This is a genomic window from Streptomyces sp. NPDC026092, from assembly GCF_040638605.1.
Taxonomy (GTDB): domain Bacteria; phylum Actinomycetota; class Actinomycetes; order Streptomycetales; family Streptomycetaceae; genus Streptomyces.
Window position 1 is genome coordinate 353,597 of sequence record NZ_JBEZYN010000006.1, and the last position, 23,109, is coordinate 376,705.

26 protein-coding genes are annotated in these 23,109 nt (G+C 71.6%); 6 read left to right on the forward strand and 20 right to left on the reverse strand.

What is annotated here, in order from left to right; all coding sequences use genetic code 11:
• The first annotated feature begins 84 nt into the window (after positions 1-84).
• Entirely contained in the window at positions 85-1,542 is a 1,458-nt protein-coding gene (locus tag AB0F56_RS12995) for an MFS transporter (protein ID WP_362007698.1), read from the forward strand.
• Here AB0F56_RS12995 and AB0F56_RS13000 read toward each other — a convergent pair.
• Positions 1,463-2,386: a DMT family transporter gene (locus AB0F56_RS13000; protein WP_362007700.1), complete on the reverse strand. Its 924-nt coding sequence runs from the start codon at positions 2,384-2,386 to the stop codon at positions 1,463-1,465. The two genes, AB0F56_RS12995 and AB0F56_RS13000, sit on opposite strands and share 80 nt — an antisense overlap.
• Before the next feature lie 138 nt (positions 2,387-2,524).
• On the opposite strand from AB0F56_RS13000, the gene AB0F56_RS13005 reads away from it, so the two are divergent.
• On the forward strand, positions 2,525-3,466 hold the full coding sequence (locus AB0F56_RS13005; protein ID WP_362007702.1) for a LysR substrate-binding domain-containing protein: 942 nt from the start codon (positions 2,525-2,527) through the stop codon (positions 3,464-3,466).
• Here the strand turns inward: AB0F56_RS13005 and AB0F56_RS13010 are convergent.
• The 4 genes from AB0F56_RS13010 to AB0F56_RS13025 form a co-directional block, all read right to left on the reverse strand.
• On the reverse strand, positions 3,420-4,034 hold the full coding sequence (locus AB0F56_RS13010) for a GNAT family N-acetyltransferase (RefSeq protein ID WP_362007705.1): 615 nt from the start codon (positions 4,032-4,034) through the stop codon (positions 3,420-3,422). The two genes, AB0F56_RS13005 and AB0F56_RS13010, sit on opposite strands and share 47 nt — an antisense overlap.
• A 97-nt stretch (positions 4,035-4,131) precedes the next feature.
• A complete protein-coding gene (locus AB0F56_RS13015) occupies positions 4,132-6,162 on the reverse strand; it encodes an AAA family ATPase (protein WP_362007708.1) in 2,031 nt (676 codons plus the stop codon).
• 89 nt (positions 6,163-6,251) lie between these two features.
• Entirely contained in the window at positions 6,252-6,881 is a 630-nt protein-coding gene (locus tag AB0F56_RS13020) for a TetR family transcriptional regulator (RefSeq protein ID WP_362007709.1), read from the reverse strand.
• A complete protein-coding gene (locus AB0F56_RS13025) occupies positions 6,878-7,636 on the reverse strand; it encodes a TetR/AcrR family transcriptional regulator (RefSeq protein ID WP_362007899.1) in 759 nt (252 codons plus the stop codon). The genes AB0F56_RS13020 and AB0F56_RS13025 overlap by 4 nt, the downstream gene beginning before the upstream one ends.
• A 158-nt stretch (positions 7,637-7,794) precedes the next feature.
• Between AB0F56_RS13025 and AB0F56_RS13030 the strand changes: the two genes are divergently transcribed.
• Together AB0F56_RS13030 and AB0F56_RS13035 are read left to right on the forward strand one after the other, a co-directional pair.
• A complete protein-coding gene (locus AB0F56_RS13030) occupies positions 7,795-8,814 on the forward strand; it encodes an ATP-binding cassette domain-containing protein (RefSeq protein ID WP_362007711.1) in 1,020 nt (339 codons plus the stop codon).
• Positions 8,795-9,550 (forward strand): ABC transporter permease, encoded by a 756-nt coding sequence (locus AB0F56_RS13035; RefSeq protein ID WP_362007713.1) that lies wholly within the window; start codon positions 8,795-8,797, stop codon positions 9,548-9,550. Before AB0F56_RS13030 ends, AB0F56_RS13035 begins: the two co-directional genes overlap by 20 nt.
• A gap of 42 nt (positions 9,551-9,592) precedes the next feature.
• Here the strand turns inward: AB0F56_RS13035 and AB0F56_RS13040 are convergent, their stop codons facing one another.
• Together AB0F56_RS13040 and AB0F56_RS13045 are read right to left on the reverse strand one after the other, a co-directional pair.
• Positions 9,593-10,837 carry a GNAT family N-acetyltransferase gene (locus AB0F56_RS13040; RefSeq protein WP_362007716.1) on the reverse strand — a complete coding sequence of 415 codons (1,245 nt, stop codon included), beginning with the start codon at positions 10,835-10,837 and terminating at the stop codon, positions 9,593-9,595.
• A gap of 78 nt (positions 10,838-10,915) precedes the next feature.
• Positions 10,916-11,500: an ABC transporter substrate-binding protein gene (locus AB0F56_RS13045; RefSeq protein WP_362007718.1), complete on the reverse strand. Its 585-nt coding sequence runs from the start codon at positions 11,498-11,500 to the stop codon at positions 10,916-10,918.
• A gap of 126 nt (positions 11,501-11,626) precedes the next feature.
• Between AB0F56_RS13045 and dtd the strand changes: the two genes are divergently transcribed.
• Positions 11,627-12,052, forward strand: coding sequence for a D-aminoacyl-tRNA deacylase (gene dtd, locus AB0F56_RS13050; RefSeq protein WP_362007721.1), 426 nt, complete (start codon positions 11,627-11,629; stop codon positions 12,050-12,052).
• Positions 12,053-12,055: 3 nt separating this feature from the next.
• Here the strand turns inward: dtd and AB0F56_RS13055 are convergent, their stop codons facing one another.
• From AB0F56_RS13055 to AB0F56_RS13080, 6 genes are all read right to left on the reverse strand, one after another.
• Positions 12,056-13,021: a folate-binding protein gene (locus AB0F56_RS13055; protein ID WP_362007902.1), complete on the reverse strand. Its 966-nt coding sequence runs from the start codon at positions 13,019-13,021 to the stop codon at positions 12,056-12,058.
• A gap of 24 nt (positions 13,022-13,045) precedes the next feature.
• Positions 13,046-13,483, reverse strand: a complete 438-nt coding sequence (locus tag AB0F56_RS13060) for a transcriptional repressor (protein ID WP_362007724.1) — start codon at positions 13,481-13,483, stop codon at positions 13,046-13,048.
• 50 nt (positions 13,484-13,533) lie between these two features.
• Positions 13,534-14,106, reverse strand: coding sequence for an FABP family protein (locus AB0F56_RS13065; protein ID WP_362007727.1), 573 nt, complete (start codon positions 14,104-14,106; stop codon positions 13,534-13,536).
• A 261-nt stretch (positions 14,107-14,367) separates the two neighbouring features.
• Entirely contained in the window at positions 14,368-15,294 is a 927-nt protein-coding gene (locus tag AB0F56_RS13070) for a hypothetical protein (RefSeq protein ID WP_362007730.1), read from the reverse strand.
• On the reverse strand, positions 15,291-16,097 hold the full coding sequence (locus AB0F56_RS13075) for a hypothetical protein (protein WP_362007733.1): 807 nt from the start codon (positions 16,095-16,097) through the stop codon (positions 15,291-15,293). Before AB0F56_RS13075 ends, AB0F56_RS13070 begins: the two co-directional genes overlap by 4 nt.
• 17 nt (positions 16,098-16,114) lie before the next feature.
• On the reverse strand, positions 16,115-16,867 hold the full coding sequence (locus AB0F56_RS13080; protein ID WP_362007737.1) for a hypothetical protein: 753 nt from the start codon (positions 16,865-16,867) through the stop codon (positions 16,115-16,117).
• A gap of 113 nt (positions 16,868-16,980) precedes the next feature.
• Here AB0F56_RS13080 and AB0F56_RS13085 point away from each other — a divergent pair, with 113 nt between their 5' ends.
• Positions 16,981-17,343 (forward strand): DsrE family protein, encoded by a 363-nt coding sequence (locus AB0F56_RS13085; protein WP_362007740.1) that lies wholly within the window; start codon positions 16,981-16,983, stop codon positions 17,341-17,343.
• Positions 17,344-17,443: 100 nt separating this feature from the next.
• Here AB0F56_RS13085 and AB0F56_RS13090 read toward each other — a convergent pair whose 3' ends face one another.
• From AB0F56_RS13090 to AB0F56_RS13120, 7 genes are all read right to left on the reverse strand, one after another.
• Complete coding sequence (locus tag AB0F56_RS13090) at positions 17,444-17,707, reverse strand: DUF3099 domain-containing protein (protein ID WP_362007742.1); 264 nt, start codon at positions 17,705-17,707, stop codon at positions 17,444-17,446.
• A gap of 717 nt (positions 17,708-18,424) precedes the next feature.
• Positions 18,425-18,712, reverse strand: coding sequence for a DUF1416 domain-containing protein (locus AB0F56_RS13095; protein ID WP_356607213.1), 288 nt, complete (start codon positions 18,710-18,712; stop codon positions 18,425-18,427).
• Between the two features lie 48 nt (positions 18,713-18,760).
• The gene (locus AB0F56_RS13100) at positions 18,761-19,600 is read right to left on the reverse strand and encodes a sulfurtransferase (protein WP_362007744.1); all 840 of its coding nucleotides are present in this window, start codon (positions 19,598-19,600) and stop codon (positions 18,761-18,763) included.
• Positions 19,601-20,022: 422 nt separating this feature from the next.
• The gene (locus AB0F56_RS13105) at positions 20,023-20,712 is read right to left on the reverse strand and encodes a DUF2993 domain-containing protein (RefSeq protein WP_362007747.1); all 690 of its coding nucleotides are present in this window, start codon (positions 20,710-20,712) and stop codon (positions 20,023-20,025) included.
• 100 nt (positions 20,713-20,812) lie between these two features.
• Complete coding sequence (locus AB0F56_RS13110) at positions 20,813-21,934, reverse strand: hypothetical protein (protein ID WP_362007750.1); 1,122 nt, start codon at positions 21,932-21,934, stop codon at positions 20,813-20,815.
• A 10-nt stretch (positions 21,935-21,944) separates the two neighbouring features.
• Positions 21,945-22,199 (reverse strand): MoaD/ThiS family protein, encoded by a 255-nt coding sequence (locus tag AB0F56_RS13115; protein ID WP_315896192.1) that lies wholly within the window; start codon positions 22,197-22,199, stop codon positions 21,945-21,947.
• Between the two features lie 45 nt (positions 22,200-22,244).
• The gene (locus AB0F56_RS13120; RefSeq protein ID WP_362007753.1) at positions 22,245-23,048 is read right to left on the reverse strand and encodes an alpha/beta fold hydrolase; all 804 of its coding nucleotides are present in this window, start codon (positions 23,046-23,048) and stop codon (positions 22,245-22,247) included.
• Positions 23,049-23,109: the final 61 nt, after the last annotated feature.

A 23,109-nucleotide genomic window follows, 5' to 3' on the forward strand; every position in this document is an offset into this window, starting at 1 on the left:
ACCCTCGATCCGTAAAAGATAGTCTGCAACGGAACTATCTGTTACGGTCTTTCTTGTTGCCCTCCCTCGCACAGGAGAGACCCCATGACCGCCGTTGCCACCCGCCCCCGCTCCCACTCCCTCGCCCTCGGCGTCCTCGCCACCGGCATGCTGATGACCGTCCTCGACGGAAGCATCGTCACCGTCGCCATGCCCGCCATCCAGAGCGACCTCGGCTTCACCCCGGCCGGCCTCAGCTGGGTCGTCAACGCCTACCTGATCGCGTTCGGCTCACTGCTCCTCCTCGCCGGCCGCCTCGGCGATCTGATCGGCCGCAGACGGATGTTCCTCGCGGGTACGGGCGTGTTCACCGCCGCCTCCCTGCTCGCCGGTGTCGCCGCCTCCCCGGAGGTCCTGATCGCCGCCCGCTTCCTCCAGGGCGTCGGCAGCGCGATGGCCTCCGCCGTGAGCCTCGGCATCCTCGTCACGCTCTTCACCGAACCCCGCGAACGCGCCCGAGCCATCGCCGTGTTCAGCTTCACCGGCGCGGCAGGCGCCTCCATCGGACAGGTCCTCGGCGGGATCCTGACCGACGCGCTCACCTGGAACTGGATCTTCTTCATCAACCTCCCCATCGGCGCCGCGACCCTCCTCGTCGCCCTCCGCGCCCTGCCCGGCGACCCGGGCCGCAGCCGCGGCGGCGTGGACCTTCTCGGCGCACCGCTCATCACCGCCGGCCTGATGACCGGCATCTACGCGGTCGTCACGATCGAGGAGTACGGCGCGACCTCCGCCCACACCCTCGGCCTCGGCGCGCTCTCCCTCGCCCTGCTCGCCGGCTTCGTCCTCCGCCAGGCCCGCGCGGCCGACCCGCTCATGCCGCTGCGGATCCTCCGCTCGCGCAGCGTCTCGGGCGCCAACCTCGTCCAGATGCTGATGGTCGCCGCGCTCTTCTCCTTCCAGGTCCTCGTCGCGCTCCACCTGCAGAAGGTCCTCGGGTACGGCGCCGCCGAGACCGGTCTCGCGATGCTGCCGGCCGCCGCGATCATCGGCGCGGTGTCCCTGGGCGTCTCGGCCCGCCTCATCGCCCGCTTCGGCGAGCGCTCCGTCCTCCTCACCGGGCTCGGGCTGCTCGTGGTCATGCTCGGCCTGCTCACCCGGGTCCCCGTGCACGCCTCGTACGTCACCGATCTGCTGCCCGTCATGCTGCTGGCCGCCGGTTTCGGCCTCGCGCTGCCCGCCCTCACCTCGCTGGGCATGTCCGGCGCGAAGGAGGAGGACGCGGGCCTCGCCTCGGGGCTCTTCAACACCACCCAGCAGATCGGCATGGCCCTCGGCATCGCGGTCCTCTCCACCCTGGCCGCCGCCCGCACCGAGGCCCTGACCGAGGCGGGCCGCCCCGTCGCCGAGGCCCTGACGGGCGGCTACCACCTGGCCTTCGGCGTAGGCGCCGGTCTCCTCGTCGCCGCCTTCGCGGTCGCCCTCACGGTCCTGCGACAGCCGAAGAACGGTCGGCGGGCCGAGGAGGCAGCGGAGGCGCGGGTCGCCGCCCCCGTCGCGTAAGCGCCACCCCGGCCAGGACGACCGCCATCCCCGCCACCACCCGTACCGTCAACGGCTCGTCGAGCACGAGGGCCCCGAGCGCCACCGACACCACCGGCAGCAGATAGCCGACGGTCGCGGCGCTCGTCGGGCCCTCCTCGGCGATCATGCGGTAGTTGAGGTGGAAGGTGAGCCCGGTCGCGAAGACCCCGAGGACGACGACCGCCCCGACCCCCGCCCAGGTCACGGTCCCCGTGCCCCCGGCGGCAACGGCCAGCGGCGCCGGTGCGCTCAGGGCCGTCGCCGCGAGCAGCTGCGCCGCCGACAGCGCCATCGGCGCGGTGCCCCCGCCGGCCAACTTGCGGGCCATGTACGCGAAGGCCACCGCGTAACTCGCCGAAGCGCCGAGCAGTGCGAGCGCTCCGACGCCCATCAGGCCCGAATCCTCGCTCCAGGGCGCGAAGATCAGCAGAATGCCCGCGAAGCCGAGGACCAGTCCTGCGACCTTCGCCGCCCCGAAGCCACGCTCCGTGCCCAGTGCCACGCCGATGAGCAGGGACCAGAGCGGGGTGGTGGCGTTCAGGACGCCCGCGACACCGCTGTCGACGGTCTGCTGCCCGATGCCGAAGAGCAGGAACGGCAGGGCGTTGCAGAAGAAGGCCGCGACGGCCAACCGCCCCCAGGTGCGCCGGTCCCGGGGCAGCCGCTGCCCGGCCGCGTACGCGAGAGCGAGCAGCACGCCCGCCCCGAGCAGGCACCGCACGAAGGTGATCCACCCCGGGGTGAGGCCGTGGTCGAGAGCCAGCTCGATCCAGAGGAAGGCCGAGCCCCAGAGCAGGGCCAGCACACCCATACGTACGCCCATACGTACGCCCATGCGTCCGCCCATACGTCCGCCCGTAGTTACGCCCGTACGCGTCGCCGAAGTCATGGGCTCCACGGTCCCCGCCCCCACTCGACAGGACAAGCGAAGAATCATGCATCCAGCGTTAAGCTGTACTACATGCTCGATGTGAGACGCATGCAGGTGCTCCGGGCCGTCGTCACCAGCGGTTCCGTCACCGCCGCCGCCGCGAACCTCGGCTACACCCCCTCCGCCGTGAGCCAGCAGATCGGTGTCCTGGAGAAGGAGGCCGGCATCGCGCTGCTCGAACGGTTCGGCCGGGGCGTCCGACCCACCGCCGCCGGGCTCCTGCTCACCGAGCACGCGGACGTGATCGGCCGCCAGGTCGCCGAGGCCGAGACCGCCCTCGCCGATCTGCGGGCCGGGCGCACCGGCCAGGTCGCCGTGCGGTACTTCGCCACGGCGGGCGCCGACCTCGTCGCCCCGGCGCTCGCCCGCTTCCGCCGCGAACATCCGGGCGTACGGGTGGACTTGAGGATCGCCGAAGGCGCCGGGCCCGACCCGGAGGCGGACGTCACCCTGGTCGTACGCCCCCGAGACGCGCACCGGGACGGCGCGGGCACCGAGGGCGGCCTCCGTCTCGTCCACCTCGCCGACGACCCGTACCGCGCCGTGCTCCCCAAGGGCCACCGGTTCGCCGACCGCCGCGTCGTCGACCTGGCCGAACTCGCCGACGAGCCGTGGGTCGGCAGCGAGCGCGCCGGCCCCTGCCTCGACGCCGTCCTCGAGGCGTGCGCGGCGGCCGGGTTCACGCCGGACATCGCGGTGGAGTGCGAGGAGTACGCGACCGCCCAGGGCTTCGTCGCGGCGGGGCTCGGGATCAGCCTGGTCCCGCTGATGGGCCTGGGCAGTCGCCACCCGAACGTGGTCGTCCGCCGGCTCCGGGGGCCGGAGCCGGTCCGCTCGATCCACGCGGCGGTACGGGAGTCCTCGCTCGCCCTGCCCGCCGTACGAGGCCTCCTGACGGCGCTTCAGGAGGCCTGGTCGCCCACGGCTACGCGGCGCCCTGCCCCGGCTCGCGCCACATCGCCCACAGCGTAGGCCCGCCCCCGGGAAGCTCCAGCTCCTTCCGCACGGTGAAGCCGAAGTGCTGGTAGAAGGCCAGGTTGTCGGGCTTGGAGGACTCCAGGTAGGCGGGCATCCCCGCCGCGTCGGCCTTGGCCAGGCCCGAGCGGAGCAGGGCCGCGCCGTGCCCCTGGCCCTGGGCGGCCGGGTCGGCGCCGATGAGCGCGAGGTACCAGTGCGGCTCCTGGGGCGTGTGCTTCCCGGCCTCCTGGACGGCCGCCCCGAAGGCCGGCGCGCGGTCGCCGAGGATGCCGGTGAGTTCCTGGATGGTCTCCTCGTCCGGAACGGCCTTGGCCGCCGCCTCCGGCGGCACCCAGAACGAGGCCGCCGCGCCGGTGCGTTCGCACACCGCGTGACGGACGTACTGCCGGGTGAAGAGCGTGGTGAAGTAGCGGCCGAGCGAGTCCTCGCGCGAGGCGTCGTCGGGGAAGAACCAGCGCATCATCGGGTCGTCGTCGAAGGCGCGGGTGAGGGTGCGACCGATCAGCGGTGCGTCGTCGATCGTCGCCGTTCGGGGGGTGTTCGTTATCGACATACGGGTCATTCTGCACCTTGATGATCTTGAGACTCGGGCGGGGTCCGATCAACCCAAAAGCCCCGTCCTCTCAGGCGGCCTGAGTGCCCGTCAGGCAGCCAGGCGGTTATGCAGTCAGGCAGGCCGGCAGTGGCTCGCCGTGGACGACATCGAGGCGCGAGACGGCCCGGGTCAGGACGACGTACAGCCGGTGCAGGCCGCGCGGCTCGGCCGCCACGATCGCGGCGGGCTCGGCGACGACGACATGGTCGTACTCCAGACCCTTGGCCATCCGCGAAGGCAGCACCGTCAACCGATCACCCACGCCTCCCGGACCGCTCACGAACCCGGACGCGTCCAGCGCCGCCGTCAGCGCCCCGACGTGCTCCTCCGCCGCGATCACCCCCACCGAACCCTCCCGGGTCAGCGCCGCCCGGACCGCCTCGACGACACCGGCCACGACGTCCGCGACCCGGCCGACCTTCACCTCGCCGTCCCGGCGCAGCGAGACCCCCGCCGGCACGTCCGCGCCGAGGCCGAGCTCCGGCAGCAGCCGGTTGGCGAGGTCGACGATCGCCGCCGGGACCCGGTAGCCGGTCGTCAGGGGCACGATCTCCGCCTCCGGCTTTCCCAGGTGGGCCAGTTGCTCGCGCCAGTCGCGCGCCGCCCACGGGGTGGTCCCCTGCGCCAGGTCGCCGAGGACGGTCAGGGCGCCGAAGTCCGCGCGCCGGGAGATGGCACGGCACTGCATGGGCGACAGGTCCTGGGCCTCGTCCACGACGACATGGCCGTAGCCCTCGGGGCGTTCGATCAGCCCGGCCAGCTCGTCGAGGAGCACGAGGTCGGCCGCGCTCCACTTCGCCGAGCGGAAGGAACGGGGCGGCTTCGCCCACCGGATCGCCGCCCGTTCGGCCACCGTGAGCGCCGGGTCGCGCGGGTCGGTGAGGACGGCGGCGAGCACCTCCTCGGGGGTCGTGCGCGGCCAGCACGCGTCCACGAACGCCGAGACCGGACGCGCCCGTTCGACCCGGCGCACCCACGTGTTGCCCAGGGGTCCGGCGCGCCGCTCGGCGCGGAGCTGGAGTTCGCGGACGACCCGGGCGCGGACGCGTTCGCGGCCCGTGGCGTAGGGCGGCGCCTCCTCCCGTACCGCCGCGACGATCCGGGCGAGCGCCTCCGCCGGGATCCGCAGCCGCAGCGAGCCGTCGGCGAGGGCCAACTCCCCCTCCGGCAGGGCCACGCGCGCGTGGAGCGCCCGCCGCAGCACCTCCGCCATCCGTACGTCGTGCTTGACCGTCGCCGCCGCCTCGCCGTCGACAGCCCGCACCTCGTGCCGGGCGATCTCCTCGTCGAGGGTCGACTGCCGGATCCCGGTCTCGCCGAGCGCGGGCAGGACCTCGGAGATGTACGACAGGAAGGTGCGGTTGGGGCCGAGGACGAGGAGCCCGGAGCGGCGGACGCGCTGCGGGTGGGTGTAGAGGAGGTACGCGGCCCGGTGCAGGCCCACGGCGGTCTTGCCGGTGCCGGGGGCGCCCTGCACGCACACGGAGGTGCCGGGCCCGGATCGTACGAGGTCGTCCTGCTCGGGCTGGATGGTGGCGGCGATGTCCCGCATCGGGCCGACGCGCGGGCGCTCGATCTCCCCGGCGACGATCGCGCTCGCCGTCTCCTCCTCGCCGGCGGCGAGCCGCTCGTCCTCCAGGCCGGTCAGATCGGCCGAGTCGCCCGCGCCGTACGGAGCCCAGCCGAAGCGGCGCCGCCGGACCACGCCCTGCGGGTCGTGCGCGCCGGCCTGGTAGTAGGCGCGGGAGACGGGGGCCCGCCAGTCGACGACCAGCGGCGGGGCGGCCGGGTGCTCGGCGATCCGGCGGCGGCCGATGTGGTGGATCTGGCCGTCCTCGCGGTCGAGGCGGCCGAAGAACAGCGGCCCTGGCGGCTGCTCGCCGAACTCCTTGGCGCGACTGCGCAGGTGGTGGCCGAGCACCTCGGCGTCGGCCCCGGAGGCGGCGACGTCCTCGCCGATGACGACCTGATCGGCGACGTCCTCGGCCATCCGGGCCAGGGCGGCACGGCACGCGTCGTGGTGGGCGCGTTCGCGACGGAGTTCGTGACGGAGTCCGATGTCGGAGTCGGGGGTGGGGTCGGTTGACGTCGTCATGCGCCCAGGATAGACGAATAGCGTTACCAGGTAACATTTATTACTGAGTACCCCCGCCGGGGCGCCCACCGGGCGGATCGCATGCCGCCCTAGTACCCCAGCCCCTCCCGCAGCCCCCCGAACGCCCGCTCCACCGCCTCCACCGCCGTCCCGTACAGCGCGTCCGCGCTCTCCCCCGCGCCGATCCGGCGCACGTTCTCCTCCGCCAGGATCCGCAGGACGGCGGCGATCTGGCCGGCCGCGACCTTCGCGTCCAGGGCGTCGCCGCCGCGCATCTCCCCGCGCGCCTCCCCGAGCGCCTGCGCGAGGGCGGCCTCGGACCGGCCCTGGTACGCGTACATCCGGGCGACGAGCGCGGGGGTGCCGTACAGCAGCCGCTGGAAGGCGAGGACGGTCGGGTGGTCGCAGAGTCCGGTGACCGGGTCGCGCCGCTCCAGGCCGTCGAGGACGTGGGCGCGCAGCGCGTCGAGCGGCGAGACGCCGGCCGGGCGGCCCGCGACCACGCGCGCGGCCTCGTCCTCGTGGTCGGCGAAGCGGTGGAGGGCCAGGTCCTCCTTGGCGGGGAAGTACCGGAAGAGCGTCGGCTTGGAGACGTCCGCCGCGTCCGCGATCTCCGCGACCGAGACGGCGTCGAAGCCCCGCTCCAGGAAGAGGGCGATGGCGGCGTCCGACAGGGCCTGCCGGGTCTGCTCCTTCTTCCGCTCGCGCAGCCCGCTCACCGGGAGCCCTGCCCGTCCACGAGGAGCGCGACCCCGTCGAGGATGCGCGCGAGGCCGAAGCGGAACTCGTAGTCGGGCTCGTCCGCCTCCTCCATCACGCCGGAGTCCAGCATCCGCGCGACCGCCGGATAGCGCTCGGGGTCGGCGAGGCGCCGGAGGGTGTGGCCGTACCGGGTGAGCGCCTCTTCGGGGCCCTCTCCGCTCGCCCCGATGACGGCCGCGATGTCGGCCATCATCAGCGCCTCGTTCCGGACGAACCCGGAGACCAGCATGACCACGGAGACCTTGGTCCCCTCGTCGAGGCCGGTGCCGTCCAGGGCGACCATGACCCGCTCCCACCAGGCGACCGAGTTCGGGGTCGCGGGCGGTCCGGTGAGCGGCATGCGGAGCATCCAGAGGTTCTGGTGGTAGATCTCGCGCAGCTCACGGGCCCAGTGCTCGACCCCCTCGCGCCAGCCCGTCCCCGCCGGGAGCGGGGCGGGCGGCGGGCCGGTGGCGACGTCCTGCATGAGGACGTACAGCTCGCTCTTCGCGCCGACGTAGCGGTACAGGGACATGGTCGAGACGCCGAGTTCCTTGGCGATGCGGCCCATGGAGAGGGCGTCGATCCCCTCCGTCGAGGCGACCGTCACGGCGGTCGCCACGATCCGGTCGAGGGTGAGACCGGGCTTCGGGCCCTTGGAGGGGCGCTCCCGCAGCCCCCAGGCGGCCTCGATGCTCGCCGGCAGAAAGCTTCCGCCGCCGTCGCCCGGCACGCCCGCGCCCGGAGCGCTCTCGCCCGCAGCGCCCGCACCCTTCCCGTCCGCCACCACAACCGCCCGCCCTTCCTCGCTTGACGACCATCCTAGTAATGCGTAACCCTTACACAGTAACGCGTAAGGCATACGCAGTACCGAATCCCAGGGGGACCCTCATGCCATCCGCCATCGAAGCCAGGGGCCTGCGCAAGGCCTACGGCACCGTCCCCGTCCTCGCATCCCTCGACCTACGGGTCGAGGAGGGCACGATCTTCGCCCTGCTCGGACCCAACGGCGCCGGCAAGACCACCACCGTCCGCATCCTGACCACGCTCACCGAGCCGGACGCCGGCCACGCGCGCGTGGCCGGGTACGACATCGCCGCCGAGCGGTCCCGGGTGCGCCGCGCGATCAGCCTCACCGGCCAGTTCGCCGCCGTCGACGAGATGCAGACCGGCGCCGAGAACCTGCGCATGATGGCCCGGCTCTCCGGGCTCTCCCGCCGGGCCGCCGACCGGCGCGCCGCCGAACTCCTGGAGCGCTTCGGCCTCACCGACGCGGGCCGCCGCCTCGCCAAGACGTACTCCGGCGGCATGCGCCGCCGCCTCGACCTCGCCGCCGGCCTGGTCCGCGACCCCGGCGAGACCTCGGTGATCTTCCTCGACGAGCCGACGACCGGCCTCGACCCGCGCAGCCGCAAGGAGCTCTGGGAGGTCGTCCGCGCCCTCTCCGACAGCGGTACGACGGTCTTCCTCACCACCCAGTACCTGGAGGAGGCCGACCTGCTCGCCGACCGCATCGCCGTCATGAACGCCGGCCGCGTCGTCGCCGAGGGCACCGCGCAGGCCCTGAAGGCCCGCCTGGCCGACCACCGCCTCGACCTCGTCCTGCGCGACCGGGAGACCTACCTCCGGCTCGCCGACCGGGCCGTCCACCACGAGCCCGAGGCCCTCACCCTCGGCGTCGCCACCGACGGCAGCGCCGCCCACGTCCGCGAGCTCCTCGACACCCTCGACCCGGACCGCACCGACGTCGTCCGCTTCACGCTGCGCGGCGCGACCCTCGACGACGTGTTCCTGGCGCTCACGGAGAAGCAGGCCGAAAGGCCCACCGAAGCGCCCATCGCGCAGTCCGCCACCGACCCCGCCGCCAACCCGACCGAGAAGGAGTCCGCCCATGTCGACGCCCGTATCTGACGCCCTGACGATGACCGGCCGCGGGCTCCGCCTCGGCCGCCGGAACGTCGACGCCGTCATCACCTCGATGATGCTGCCGATCATCCTGATGCTGGTCTTCGTCTACTTCTTCGGCGGAGCCATCGACACCGGCACGCGCTACGTGACGTACGTCGTCCCCGGCGTCCTCATCCTCTGCTCCGGCTTCGGCTCCGCCGGCACGGGCGTCTCCGTCAGCGAGGACATGAAGGGCGGGATCATCGACCGGTTCCGCTCGCTCGACATCGGCGGTACGCCGATCCTCGCCGGTCATGTCGGCGCCAGCGTCGCCCGCAACCTGGTCGCCACCGTGCTCGTCTTCGGCGTGGCCTTCGCCATCGGCTTCCGGCCCTCCGCGACCCCGCTCGGCTGGCTCGCCGCGCTCGGGCTGCTCGTCGCCTTCATCACCGCGATCTCCTGGTTCGCGGCGGCGGCCGGGCTGCTCGCCCGCACGCCAGAGGCGGCGGGCGGGATCACCTTCTTCATGATGTTCCTGCCCTATCCGAGCAGCGCGTTCGTCCCCGTCGAGACCATGCCGAGCTGGCTCCACGGCTTCGCCGAGCACCAGCCCGTCACCCCGCTCATCGAGTCGATGCGCGGGCTACTGCTCGACCAGCCGGTGGGCAACACGCCCTGGATCGCGCTCGCGTGGTGCGCCGGCATCCTGGCGGTGTCGGTCGCCGCGTCCGGGGCGCTGTTCCGCCACCGTACGAAGTGAAGCGCTGAGGGCGGCTCAGAACCCGACCCACCGCGGGGCGGCTCAGAATATGTCGGGGCACCACGGGCGGCGCGCGGCCCGCAGCAGGACGTCCGCCCGGACGGCCGCGCCCGCCGCGAGCTCCTCGACCCGGCCCAGCTCCGCAAGCCGTACGACCGACTCGTCACCGAGCGAGAGCGTGCCCAACTCGGCGACGTCCAGGGCGAGATCGGCGGACGCGCTGGTACGGGAGACCTCCGCGCCGTCCGGGGAGGCGTCGAGCCGGTAGCGCCCGCCCGCGAGCCCGGCGGCGTCCCGCACCTCCAGGACGAGGCTGCCGGAACTCGCGTACGTACGCCCCTCGAAGACCTTGGCGACGTCCAGGACCCTGAGCCACAGCATGTCGGCGTGGCTGACCACCCTCGCGGCGCGCGGGTCGGGCAGGAGCAGCGGGAGGACGTCGTCGGGGGCGCGCAGGCCGGAGCGGACCTTGGTGACCCAGTCCAGGGAGCACATGTACCGCCAGAGCGCCCGCTCGGCGGCCGGGGTGCAGCCGATCAGGTCCCGGACGGTGGCGGTGTTGACCGGCTGCTTGCCGTCGTCCCACTTGTCGTCGGAGCGGTAGGCGACATAGCCCTCCACCTCGCCGGACGCGGAGCGGTAGACGGCGTAGAAGGGCTCGATCCACGGCTCGCCCTGGAAGCCGAGGCCGGTGCCGCGCTCCCAGCCCTGGGTGTCGCGGTTCGGGACACCGGCCCGGACACGGGCCAGGCGGCGGTGCACCTCGGGGGCGACCTTGCGGACCTCGGCGCCGTCGGAGATCTCGATCGTGCCGCCGTCCTCGGGCTGCCCGGTGCGGCGCGGGTCGAGCCCGGCGCGGGGGACGTCGACGGACCACTCGGTGGTCCAGGCGGCCGGGCCGAAGCCGTACCGCCCGTAGATCGGGTACTCGGCGGCGATGAGCGACGCGACGGCGTCACCCCGCTCCTTCGCGGCCGCCAGGTCCGCCGTCATCACCCGGCTCAGCACACCGCGCCTGCGGTGGGACGGCGAGACGGTCACCTGACTGACGGCGTCGGCGACGAGCGAACCGCCACCGACGGTGGACAGCTCCTGCGTGAACGTACGGAAGGTGGCGACGATCCGGCCCCGGTCGAAGACCCCCAGCGTCCGGGACAGGTCGAACTGCGGGCGCCGCTGCTCGACCTCCTCGTCCGTGACGAGGGGTGGCCGGAGGAACCCGGTCTTGAGCGCACGCAGCCAATCACCCAACTCGGACTCGCCCACGGGGCGCACCTCAAGACTCATACCAGCGAGGCTATGGCGCCCACCCGACCGCCCGCACCCCGGTTTTTCACCGGGCGAGGACGGTCGGAGACAGTCGGCTCAGGCCAGCAGGTCGTCGACCTGCGCCTCACCCTCGCGGTAGCGGCGGGTGATCTCGGCGCTGCAGTCGTCGGCCGTCCCCTGGAGCTCGCGCCGCCGCCGCGAGATCTGCTGCTCGCACCCCGCGAGCCGGCCCATCGCCGCGTGCAGCTCGTCGTCGCTCCGCGCCCCGAGGTCGGACAGCTCGACCTCCGAGAGCATCTCCTCGACCAGCTGCCGGTACTCCTCGCTCCGCGGCGTCGACAGCGTCAGGTGCCGCGCCGAGGCCGCCCGCCGCGAGGGCACGTCCGCCAGGATCTCCGAGAGCCGGTCGAGCACCGGTGACTCCGGATCCGTCCGCCGGGCCAGCTCGGCCCGCAGGATGTCGATACGGCCCTGCAGCATCCGCCGTACGTAGCTGAGGTCGGCCTCCTCGCCCTGCGCGTCACGGCGCAGCGCGCGCAGCTCCGGCAGTCGCAGCGCGGCCATGTCCGGCAGCGAGGCCGCCGCCGGCAGCGCGGGCTCGGCCGTCCGCTGCACGGGCGGACGTACGCCCACTCCGGAACCGAATCGGGCCGGCGTCTGCCCGGCGCCAGATGCACTCATGTGAATCGTCCCCTCGACCGGCGCGGAACCGCACCGCCTGACACGCATGGTGCCACTCCCGCACATGCACGTGCAGGCGCTCTGCACCCGTTCAGCCCCTATGCGTCGGTCTGTAGGTTGGTCTGTATGCGTGCAGTGGTACAGAGGGTGGACGGCGCGAGCGTCGTCGTCGCAGGCGAGACGGTCGGCGAGATCGTCGGCGAAGGGCTGTGTGTGCTGGTGGGAGTCACCCACGAGGACACACCGGAGAAGGCGGCGCAACTTGCCCGAAAGCTCTGGTCCGTCCGGATTCTGGAGGGTGAGAAATCCTGTTCGGACACCAATGCGCCCTTGTTGGTGATTTCTCAGTTCACCCTCTACGGGGACGCCCGCAAGGGCCGCAGGCCCACCTGGAACGCGGCCGCGCCCGGCCCGGTCGCCGAGCCGCTCGTCGACGAGGTGGTCGCACGGCTGCGGGAGCTGGGGGCGCACGTGGAGACGGGCCGGTTCGGAGCGGACATGCGCGTCTCGCTCACGAATCACGGCCCGTTCACGGTGCTCGTAGAAGTCTGATCCCTACGGCTCGACGACCGTCTCCTGGGCGGCGGCGGTCTCCCCCGCCATCAGCTCGGCGTCCACGGGCACGTTCCGCTTCACCATCGCGAGCGCGATCGGACCGAGCTCGTGGTGGCGGCCGGAGGTGGTGATGAAGCCGAGCTGGCGCCCCTCGGCGCCGTCCGCCGCGAGCCGGATCGGGGTGCCGTGGCCCGGCAGGTGGACCTCGCTGCCGTCCAGGTGCAGGAAGACCAGGCGGCGCGGCGGCTTCCCCAGGTTGTGGACACGGGCGACGGTCTCCTGCCCGCGGTAGCAGCCCTTCTGCAGGTGCACCGCGCTGCCGATCCAGCCCAGCTCGTGGGGGATGGTCCGGTGGTCGGTCTCGAAGCCGAGCCGCGGCCGGTGCGCCTCGATCCGCAGCGCCTCGTACGCGAGGATCCCGGCGGCCGGCCCGTGCGTACCGGCGAAGGCCTCGAGCTCGTCCCGGGGCAGGAACAGATCCCGCCCGTGCGGAGTCTCCCGTACGACGACCCCCTCCGGGACCTCGGCGATGGAGCCGGCCGGGAGGTGGACGACGGCGACGTCGGCCGTACGGTCGGCGACCTCGACCCGGTAGAAGAACTTCATCGACTCCAGATAGGCGATGAGCTCGTCCTGCGTACCGGGCTCCACATGCGCCCAGACCGTCGTGCCGTCGTCGACGAGATACAGGGCGTGCTCGATGTGACCGTTCGCGGAGAGGATCAGCGCCTCGGTGGCCGTGCCCACCGGCAGCTCGCTCACGTGCTGGGTGAGCAGCAGGTGCAGCCAGCTCAGCCGGTCGTCGCCGGAGACGGCGACGACACCGCGGTGCGAGAGGTCGACGAAACCGTCACCGGCGGCGAGGGCGCGCTGCTCACGGAACAGATCGCCGTAGTGCGAGGCGACGCCTTCGTCACGGCCTTCGGCGGGAACGGCGCCGGGCAGGGACAGCAGAGGGCTCTTCACCACAGGGCTCTTCATGGGGCAAGCCTACGACTGCGTACCGGCGTCCTTCTTCGTACAGTCCTGACACCGGCCGAAGATCGCGAAATGCTTCATGTCCGTCTCGAAACCGAAGGTCTCCTTCAGCTTCGAGGTGAACCCGGCGGCGACCTCGACATCCGCCTCGATGACGTTCGTACAGTCCCGGCAGACCAGGTGCAGATGGTGGTGCCGGTCGGCGAGGTGGTACGTCGGCGCCCCGTGCCCGAGGTGGGCGTGGGAGACCAGCCCCAGCTCCTCCAGGAGCTCCAGGGTCCGGTAGACGGTGGAGATGTTCACCCCGGAGGCCGTCTTGCGGACCTCGCCCAGGATGTCGTCGGGCGTCGCGTGCTCCAGCGTGTCCACGGCCTCCAGGACAAGCTGGCGCTGCGGCGTCAGCCGATAGCCGCGCTGCCGCAGGTCGCTCTTCCAGTCGGTGCTCACCACGCCCCCCAGTGTAGGAGGGCGTGGCGGAATACCGGCTCTTCGTGCCGGGCCTACTTGAAGAAGGCGATGCCGTCGTCCGGCAGATCGCCGAGGTTGCGCGCCATCTCGGCGACCTCCTCGGGCGTGACGACCTTCTTCAGGTGCGCAGACATGTACGGGCGGAGCGGGACCTCGGGGGTCGCCTTCTCGCCGACCCACATCAGGTCGCCCTTGACGTACCCGTACAGCCGCTTGCCACCGCTGTACGGGCCGGAGGCCGCGGTACGGGCCACGGCGTCCGTGACCAGGTCGATCTGCGGCTTCTTGTCGGCCAGCTCGCCGTACCAGATCTCGACGATGCCCTGGTCACGGACCATGACGGTCTCGACCTTGCGGTCCTTGTCGATCCGCCAGTAGCCGCTCTCGCTCTCCAGCGGGCGGACCTGCTTGCCGTCGTTGTCGAGCACCCAGGAATGCGAGTGGTACTCGATGAAGTCCCGGCCGTCGTGGCTGAAGGTCACGGACTGCCCGAAGTTGCACTTCTCGGCACCGGGGAAGTCGGCCACGCCCGCGCCTTCCCACGTTCCGAGGAGGAACGCGAGGGGGACGAGGCCCGGGTTGAGGTCGGACGGGATCTCGATCATGAGCAGCTCTGTCGTTCCGTAGACGTCGAGTTTTTTCGAGTTTTTCGAGGTGCTTAGCGCTGGCCCTGGTACAGCTTCTTCACGGCCAGACCGGTGAACGCGAGCACGGCGACACAGACCAGGGCCAGGAGAACTTCGAAGAAGATGATCACGGGTGCTCCTCGGATGAGCGTGAAGGCAGAACGGGCCGGACCCCACTTTAGTCTGCGGGGGCCCGGCCCTCTCTGTGAGGTACGTCCGGCGCTGTCCTGAGCCGTACGGTCAGCCCAGGAGCTGGTTCTGCAGGGCGACGGTCTGCTGGAACGGGACGGTGAGCGCCTCGCCCTTGCGGGTCTGGGTGATCAGCGCCAGGGTGTCGCCGGCCTGGATGTAGACCCAGCGGGTCTGGTCGGCGTTGTGCGGGAGTTCCACGTAGGCGTACGGCACGGTGTACGCCACCCGGATGTCGCTCGGGAAGGTGCCGTCGAACTCGACCCCCTCGACCCCGTCGAGAAGCGGACCGTCGACGGTGCCGGCCTCGAGCGCGTCGTCCTTGAAAGCCTCCGCGAAGGCCACCGAGTTGAACCGGAGCAGGTGGATCCGGGTCATGGTGCCGTCCGGCATGGTCCAGCCCCGGGCGGCGATGTGCCGCAGTGCGGACTCGGCGAGCGGCGTGGACAGCTTGGCCCGGTCGTCCTTGCGGTACTGGGACAGGAACTGGTCCACGGTGACCCAGCCACCGTTGAGCTTCGGGTCGGGCGTCGCTCCGGCCGGGGCGGGCAGCAGGAGCTTGCGCAGGTCGGCGTGGTGGATCTCGCCGTCGTTGCCCTTGGTGTAGGGCCTCGGCACACCGACCGGGAGGGCGGGCAGGCTGAGTTCCGGGTACTCCCAGCGGCCGTCGCTCTCGGTCGCGAGACCGGGCACCTCGGTGCGCTCCATGGAGGTGATGCCGAGCGCTGTCCCGGTTCCGACGCCACCGAAGACGAGCACGGCAGCGGTCCAGCGGGCGAGGGCCAGGAAGAGCGGCTTACGGGAGGGCTTGGCGAGCTGGGGCCGCTCGGCGGCCTCGGGCTGCTCGGCGGCCTCGGGCTGCTCGGGCAGGGATTCGGCGGCCGTGTCAGGAGCGGTGTCGGCCGCCTCGGCCGGCACCTCCGCCTTCGCCTCGGCCTCCCTCTCTGCCTCCTGCTCCGTCTGCTGCTCGGTCGTCATACGTACTCCCCCGGGGACTTGATGTGGTCCAGCTGCTTCTTGACCAGGTCGGCGACCTCGGACTTGTCGAACGGCTTGGCGCCGGCGACGGTGACCGTGACCGTGACCTCGGAGTCGTACGCCATGCAGGTCATCTCCTCCAGCTGCTTGTCCTTCTCGTCCTTGTCCAGGTCCTCGTCCGGCGGAAGCATGAAGCAGGCGGAGTTCTTGTGGCCGCTGATCTTCGGCCCCTTGGGGAACTCGAAGAGTTCGAAGAGGCGCTTGCCGACCGTGAACGCGTCGCGAAGCTGCTTCTTGTCCTTCATCTGCGTGATGCGGACGTACACGACCGTGTTGCCGTCCTGCGCCGCGAAGGAGCGGATCGCGATGCCCTTGAGACCGAGCTTGTCGACCTCCTTCTCGTACTCGCGGCGCTTCTTGCCCGCGAGCCCCTTGCCCTCCTGCTTCAGCAGCGCGCGGGCCTCCTGCTCGTTCAGCTCGTCGTCGTTGCCGTACGACTCGACGTCGGGGCCGAGCTCGTACCCCTCGGGCACGGGCAGGAGCAGCTTGCTCATCGGCGTCGATGCCTTGCCGCGCGTCACACTCAGGGCGGCCGGGTCCTCCTCGTCCGCCGTCATCTCCGGCGCTGCCCAGGTGATCGTCTCCGCGCTGCGGTCGGCGGAGTCGACGGTGACGGCGGTGTACGTGACGCCCCCGCCGATCGCCCCGAGGACGAGGACGGCGGGAAGGACGACGGTCAGCAGCTTGCGCCCACGGCGTGCCTTCGTCGGCTCCGCGGCCGACTCGGTCACGGGCTCGGTCACGGTGTCCAGTTCCTCACTCACAGGCGCCCCAGCTGCTTCTCGGCCACCGAACTGATGTCCTTCGCGGAGATCTTCTTGGTGTCGAACATGAAGATCGCGACCATGATGTCGCCGCGGTGGAAGTACGCCCTGGCCTGGAACATGTCCAGGTACCCCGCCTTGCGCTTCACCGGGAACAGGTAGTAGCGGCCGTTGGCGGAGCCCTTGATCGGCTCGCCCTCGGACCGGGCGTAATCCTCGTCGGACATGTAGTCCATCTGGTCCTCGGCGTGGTCCCGCGCCCCGTCGAAATCGCTGGAGCGGTACTGGACCAAGGCGATGTCGGTCGTGCGGTACTTGCCGGTCTGCCAGGACGTGGTCGCGATGCGCCGCACGTCGTTGCCCAGCTGATGGTTGAGCGCGCTGCCGGGGTTCTTGAAGTCCCTGGCGTACGCGGGCACCGTCATCCACGCGTCGTGGCCACCGAACAATTTGTCCTTCGCGCCCGCCGGCCTCGGCACCAGCAGCTTGCGCAGGTCGCCGTCCGTCTTGACCTTGCGGTCCTCGGAGGCCGGCAGCGCCGCGGGCTTCTGGCCCTGGGGCAGGGGCTTGGGGTAGGCGAGACCGGGCTGGTTCAGGGCGGGCAGCGGTGTCGGCTCACGATCGGCCTGGATGCCGTAGCCCACGGCGGTACCGCCGACGAGGCCGAGAACGGCGGCGACGGCGATCAGGCCGATCGTCCGCCCGGTGCGACGCCGGCGCGGCGGGGCCGCGACGGCGCTTACTTCCATGGCTTCCAAAGGGTCCCCCCACGAGACCTGAATGACGGATTCCGTTATCCGTGCACATCGCTGACACGTGAGGGGTGCATGGGGTTGCAGAGGTCCGCATTACAGTTCGGTATATGGCGAAGAAGCTCGTGATCAAGGTGACCGCCGGGGCCGACGCCCCCGAACGCTGCTCCCAGGCCTTCACGGTGGCCGCCGTGGCCGTGGCGAGCGGGGTCGAGGTCTCGCTCTGGCTGACGGGCGAGTCCTCGTGGTTCGCGCTCCCGGGCCGAGCGGCCGAGTTCGACCTCCCGCACGCGGCACCGCTCCCGGACCTCATCGACTCGATCCTGGCGGCCGGCCGCATCACCCTCTGCACCCAGTGCGCGGCCCGCCGCGAGATCACGGAGAAGGACGTCCTGCAGGGCATCCGCATCGCGGGCGCCCAGGTCTTCGTCCAAGAGGCCATGACGGACGAAACCCAGGCTCTCGTCTATTGATCTCAACGCGCCCCTCGCGCTGCTCGGCCCCGGGGGGCCTCACAGGCTTCGAGGCGCTGCGCCGGACTCCGTCCGTCGGGTCGTCGGGCCGCGCCGCCAGTCAGCGCTCCCGGCGCTTCTTCCCGTCGAGTTCGTCCCACCACTCGTCCGACTGCGGATCCCCGGACGGATCGTCCCACCAGCGATCCTCCGGCCCCCGCCGGTTCGCGATCATCGCGGCGACCGGCGGCATGACCATGGCGACGACGCACATGCCGATGGCCACGGGCATCGAAAACAGCCGCACGACGGCCCAGGCACCGACGAAGAGCACCAGGCAGATGCCCATCATCCAGAAGTAGACATGCCGCCGACGCGCGTACATACCTCAAGCGTAGGCCCGGCAGGACCATCCGGGCAGACCGAAGGGCCGTGCCTCGAGTCCCGGATGGCGTCCAACCGTCCCTCATCGCCCAACGCAAGCGGATCCTGAACCCAGGCCCCCACGCCGACGGGCCGCTCCGAACGGTGCTGAGCAGCCTGAACCGCAGACGCCGTCCGTTGGCGAGGCGCATCACGTGCGCCGTCCTCCGGACGATCGACGGTCCTCGATACGCGGACAGGGCCCGGTCTGCTGCTTGATCGTTCGACCCGCGGGTGATCGTGCCCGCCCAACGCGATGACGTAAGCGCCGTCAATTCACGCTTACGTCGGGCGAAGTCGGCCGCCGTGTGCCGCGTTCCGAGTGCCACGCGCGCGGCCAGATCACGGGCCGCGAGTCGTGACAAGTACTCCGCCGGCTCGCGAAGGACCAGCGCGTCGCGGTCCGAGAGACGGAGGCGCGTCCGCACGGTGATCGCCCCGCTCGGGGAGACCAACCGAGGCGGAGCAAGCACGCGCAGCCCCGATGGCGAACGTTCGACCATGCCCCACCCCCGATCACCAGCCCGTCGAACATGTCGACGATGCAGGCAAGCGAAGGTCACACAACCGGCCGAATCTTCATACGGAAGAAGACAGACCGAAGGGCCGCACCTCGGGCCTGTAGGCGTCCAACCCCCAGGAGGCACGGCCCTTCGGCCGGTTCAGCGGTGCGGTGGCGTCAGACCGCGATGGCGACCTCCGCGAGGCCACCCTGCTGGGCCACGACCTGGCGGTCGGCGGTGCCGCCGGGGACCAGGGCGCGGACGGTCCAGGTGCCCTCGGCCGCGTAGAAGCGGAACTGGCCGGTCGCGGAGGTGGGGACCTCGGCGGTGAACTCGCCGGTCGAGTCCAGGAGGCGGACGTAACCGGTGACGGGCTCGCCGTCCTTGGTCACGAAGCCCTGGATGGTGGTCTCACCGGGCTTGATCGTCGAGGCGTCGGGGCCGCCGGGCTGCGCTCCACACATGTTTCTGTCCTTACGGTCGGGAGGTCCGGGAGAGGGGTCCGGAGAGGCTTACTTGTTGGCGCCGAGCTCGATCGGCACGCCCACGAGGGAGCCGTACTCGGTCCACGAGCCGTCGTAGTTCTTGACGTTCGAGACCTCGAGCAGCTCGTGCAGGACGAACCACGTGAGCGCGGAGCGCTCGCCGATGCGGCAGTAGGCGATGGTGTCCTTCGCCAGGTCGACCTGCTCGTCCTCGTAGAGGGCCTTGAGCTCGTCGTCGGACTTGAAGGTGCCGTCGTCGTTGGCGTTCTTCGACCACGGGATGTTGCGGGCGCTCGGCACGTGGCCGGGGCGCTGCGACTGCTCCTGCGGGAGGTGCGCCGGCGCGAGCAGCTTGCCGGAGAACTCGTCGGGCGAACGGACGTCGACCAGGTTCTGCGCGCCGATCGCGGCGACGACGTCGTCACGGAAGGCACGGATGGAGGTGTCCTGCGCCTTGGCCTTGTACTCGGTGGCCGGGCGGGACGGGACCTCGGCTACGAGGTCGCGGGAGTCGAGCTCCCACTTCTTGCGGCCGCCGTCGAGGAGCTTCACGTCCTGGTGGCCGTAGAGCTTGAAGTACCAGTAGGCGTAGGAGGCGAACCAGTTGTTGTTGCCGCCGTAGAGGACGACCGTGGTGTCGTTCCCGATGCCCTTCGCCGACAGGAGCTTCTCGAAGCCCTCCTGGTCGATGAAGTCGCGGCGGACCGGGTCCTGCAGGTCCTTGGTCCAGTCGATCCGGATCGCGTTGCGGATGTGGTTCTTCTCGTACGCGGAGGTGTCCTCGTCGACCTCGACGACGGCAACCTGCGGGTTGTCGAGGTTCGCCTCGACCCAGTCGGCGTCTACCAGGACGTCGCTGCGGCTCATGCTGTTTCTCCTCCGGGGCAGTGTTCGGCGGTGTGTTGCGTGTGGTGCGGGTACGCGTCAGTGCGGGCGTACGGCTACGCGAGGTGCGGCCCCGACCGGAGGTCGAAGGGCCCGAGGAATACGGGACGCGGGGTCCCGCTCAGAGAGAGCGACAGAGCATGGCGGCGATGCGGCACAGGTCTACTGCCCGCCGCTTCGTGAGATCCGCCTGTCGCTTCATGCCCACGATCGTAGGGACGGACAGGCCGCCGTGTCACCGGTGTGTCGTATTTTGAGACGCGATCGTCCGAGATGTGGGACGTGATCGCGGAGAAAGGCTCTCCGGAGCCGAATCGGGCGAGGTCCCGGAGGGGAGTTTCTACGGGGCGGACTGGCCCGTCTCAGTATGTGGCCGAACCCCCGAACGAGCGCGGCCGCACCCCTCAGCCCGCCAGCGTCACGTCCGTGCCCGTCACGGCGATCGCCACGCCGTCCGGCCGTGCCTCGATCTTGGTCAGCTTCAGGCCCGCCGGGAGGCCGCCGATCTCGCGGTCGAAGTCGGTCCGCTGGCGGATCAGGGACTCCAGGCCCGGGATGCCCTCGCCCGGCACCGCGTCCGCGCGCACCCGGATCGTGTCGCCGTTGACCAGCGTGACCGAGGAGATGACGCTGCGCGTGACCGTGCGGCCGAGGACCTTGACGCCGCCGGTGACCTTCAGCTTGCCGTTGTCGCCGTAGGCGACCTTCACGTCGCGGTCGGCGGCCGCGGTCAGGTCCGCGTACGAGATCAGTGCCGTGCCGGTCGCGCTGCGCGCGCGGGCGCTCGTGAAGGCGTCGTTCACCGTCACGTCGCGCAGGGCGGCGTTCATCTCGGTGATCCGGATCTTCCGGTCGCCGGCCGTGGCCTCGACGCCGGTCAGCTTCACGTCGACCTCGTCGAGGCGCTTGCCCATGACCTGGGTCAGGAAGGGGAAGCCCTTGATGTCGACCTCGGTCGAGGCGGCGCGCGCGGGGCCGAGGCGCACCTTGCCCGCCGCCTCCGACTCGGCGTACGAGACCGCGAGACGGTCGACGCCCACGAAGATCCCGCCGAGGACCACGGCCACGATCAGCAATACGCGCAACGCTCGCACGGTCTGTTCGCCCCCACCCTAGAAATAACGACTCCGGCCCCCGACACGAAGATCGACGTGTCGTGGGGCCGGTTGGTTCCCGAACGCTTGACTGGGCGGCTCAGGCGAGCGCCCGTCCGAGCAGGTACACGGCCGGGGCCGCCAGGGTCAGCGGGAGGGCGACTCCGGCGGTCATGTGGACGAACCGCGACGGGTAGTCGTAGCTCGCGGCCCGCAGGCCGACGAGCGCGCCCACTCCGGCCCCGAGGCCGAGCAGGGCCCCGGAGGAGCCCAGGTCGGTGAGGGTGCCGGCCGCGATCCCGGCGCCCGCGGCGGCGAGCAGCGCCACGACGACGGAGACCGCGCCGGGCAGCGGCAGGGCGCGGGCGACGACGGCCGCGGCGACCGCGAGGCCGCCGACGACGACGGCGTCGGGCGCGGCGCCGAGGTGGCCCGCGGCGACGATCGTGAGCGCGGCCGAGGCGACCGTGGCCATCAGGCCGTACATCCGCTCGTCGGGGTCCGCGTGGCTGCGCAGCTGGAGCACGAGGGTGAGCAGCACCCAGACGCCGAGGGTGCCGATGATGGCGGCGGGCGCGTTCTCCCGGCCGGCGGCGAGCAGGACGACGTCTGCGGTCAGGCCGCCGGCGAAGGCGAGGGCGATGCCCTGCCGGGCCGGCCACATGCCGTTGAGCCGGAACCAGCCGGCGGCGGTGACGGCCTGGAGCAGGACGAGCGGGACGAGCAGCGCGTACGAGCCGAGGGCCGCGCCGACGGCGAGCAGGACGCCGAGTCCGGCGGTGAGCACGGCCGGCTGGATCCCGGGCGGGATGATCGGCGACCGGCCCTCGGCCCGCGCGCGCTGGGCGTCGGTGAGACGGGTGTGTCCGGAGACGGTGGGCGAGGACCACTCGGGCCCGGCCTCGGGCGCGGCGGACACCTCGGCGGCCACATCGGCGGCCACCGGAGTCTCCTGCGGCAGCGGGTACGCGGCGGCCTGCGGGGTCTGCGGGGGCGGGTACGAGGTGTCGGCGGCGAACGGCTGCGGCGCAGGCGTCTGTCCCGGCGTCTGCCCCGGCGTCTGCTGGACCACCGGCTGGTACTGCGTGTCCCAGGTCTGGCCCTCCCACGTCTGCGTGACGTGCGGGTCCTGGTACCCGTACTGCTGCTGGCCGTGCTGCTGCTGCCCGTACTGCTGCTCTCCGTAGTACGGGTCGTACGGCTGCTGCTGATCGCTGCTCATGGTGTGCGGTTCACCCTCCTGCGAACGGCGGGAGCACCTCGACCGTGCCGCCCTCGGCAAGGCGTACGGTCTCATGCGCGCGGGTCCCGACGGGGTCACCGTCGATGAGGAACGAACACCGCTGGAGTACGCGGACCAGCTCGCCCGGGTGCTTCGCGCGGGCGGCGTCCAGTGCCTCGGCCAGGTTCTCGGCGGTGTACGGCTCCTCGGCGACACCGGCGGCGGCCTTGGCCGCGGCCCAGTAGCGGATGGTTCCCGCTGCCATAGCGGCGCTCCCTTCGTTCGTGTGCGCGCCGCTCTCCATGATGGGCTATCCGCGGGTGAGCCAGTCCCCGAGTCGGCGCAGCAGCTCCTCGTCCGCCGCGTTCTCCGCGTGCCCCATGCCGCGCTCCAGCCACAGCTCGCACCCGGCGGCCTCGGCAAGGGTCCGGGGGTGGTCGACGGGGAAGTACGGGTCACGGTCGCCGTGCACGATCAGGAGCGGCGTCGGGGCGATCATGGGGGCCGCCTCGATCGGGGAGAGCGGTACGGGGTTCCAGTCGCGGTGGTCGATGCGGGTCCGCAGGCCGTAGCGGCCGACGAGCCGGCCCATGGGGCGGGTGATCACCCAGTGGACGCGGCGCATCGAGGGCGTACCCCGGTAGTACCAGCGCGCCGGCGCGCTGACGGCCGCGACGGCGTCCGCGTGGCCGCCGGTGTCCCGCTCCAGGGCCGCGTGGCGCAGGACGATCGAGCCGCCCATGGAGAAGCCGAGGGTCGCCACGCGCGCGTGGCCGAGCTCACGGGCCCAGCGCACCGCGGCGGCGAGGTCGAGGACCTCCCGGTCGCCGACGGTGGAGCGGCCACCCGATCGGCCGTGTCCCCGGAAGGAGAAGGTGACGACGGCGGCGTGCTCCGCGAGGGCCCGGGCGGCGCGGCGGACGGCCGGGCGGTCGGCCGACCCGGTGAACCCGTGTGCCAGGACGAGGGCCGTATCGGTGACCCCGCGCGTACACGGTTCGTAAAGGGCCTCGATACGGACACCGTCCTCGGTGAGCAAAGTGGCACGCTGGGATCCGGATGTGGTCGAGAAGACATCCACGATATGAAATCGACCCTCTGCCTCGGAACTCATGTGGGCTATTCTGCTTGCCAGAGGATCCGGGCGACGCAGCCCCCGGGTCCTTTTGCGTTTT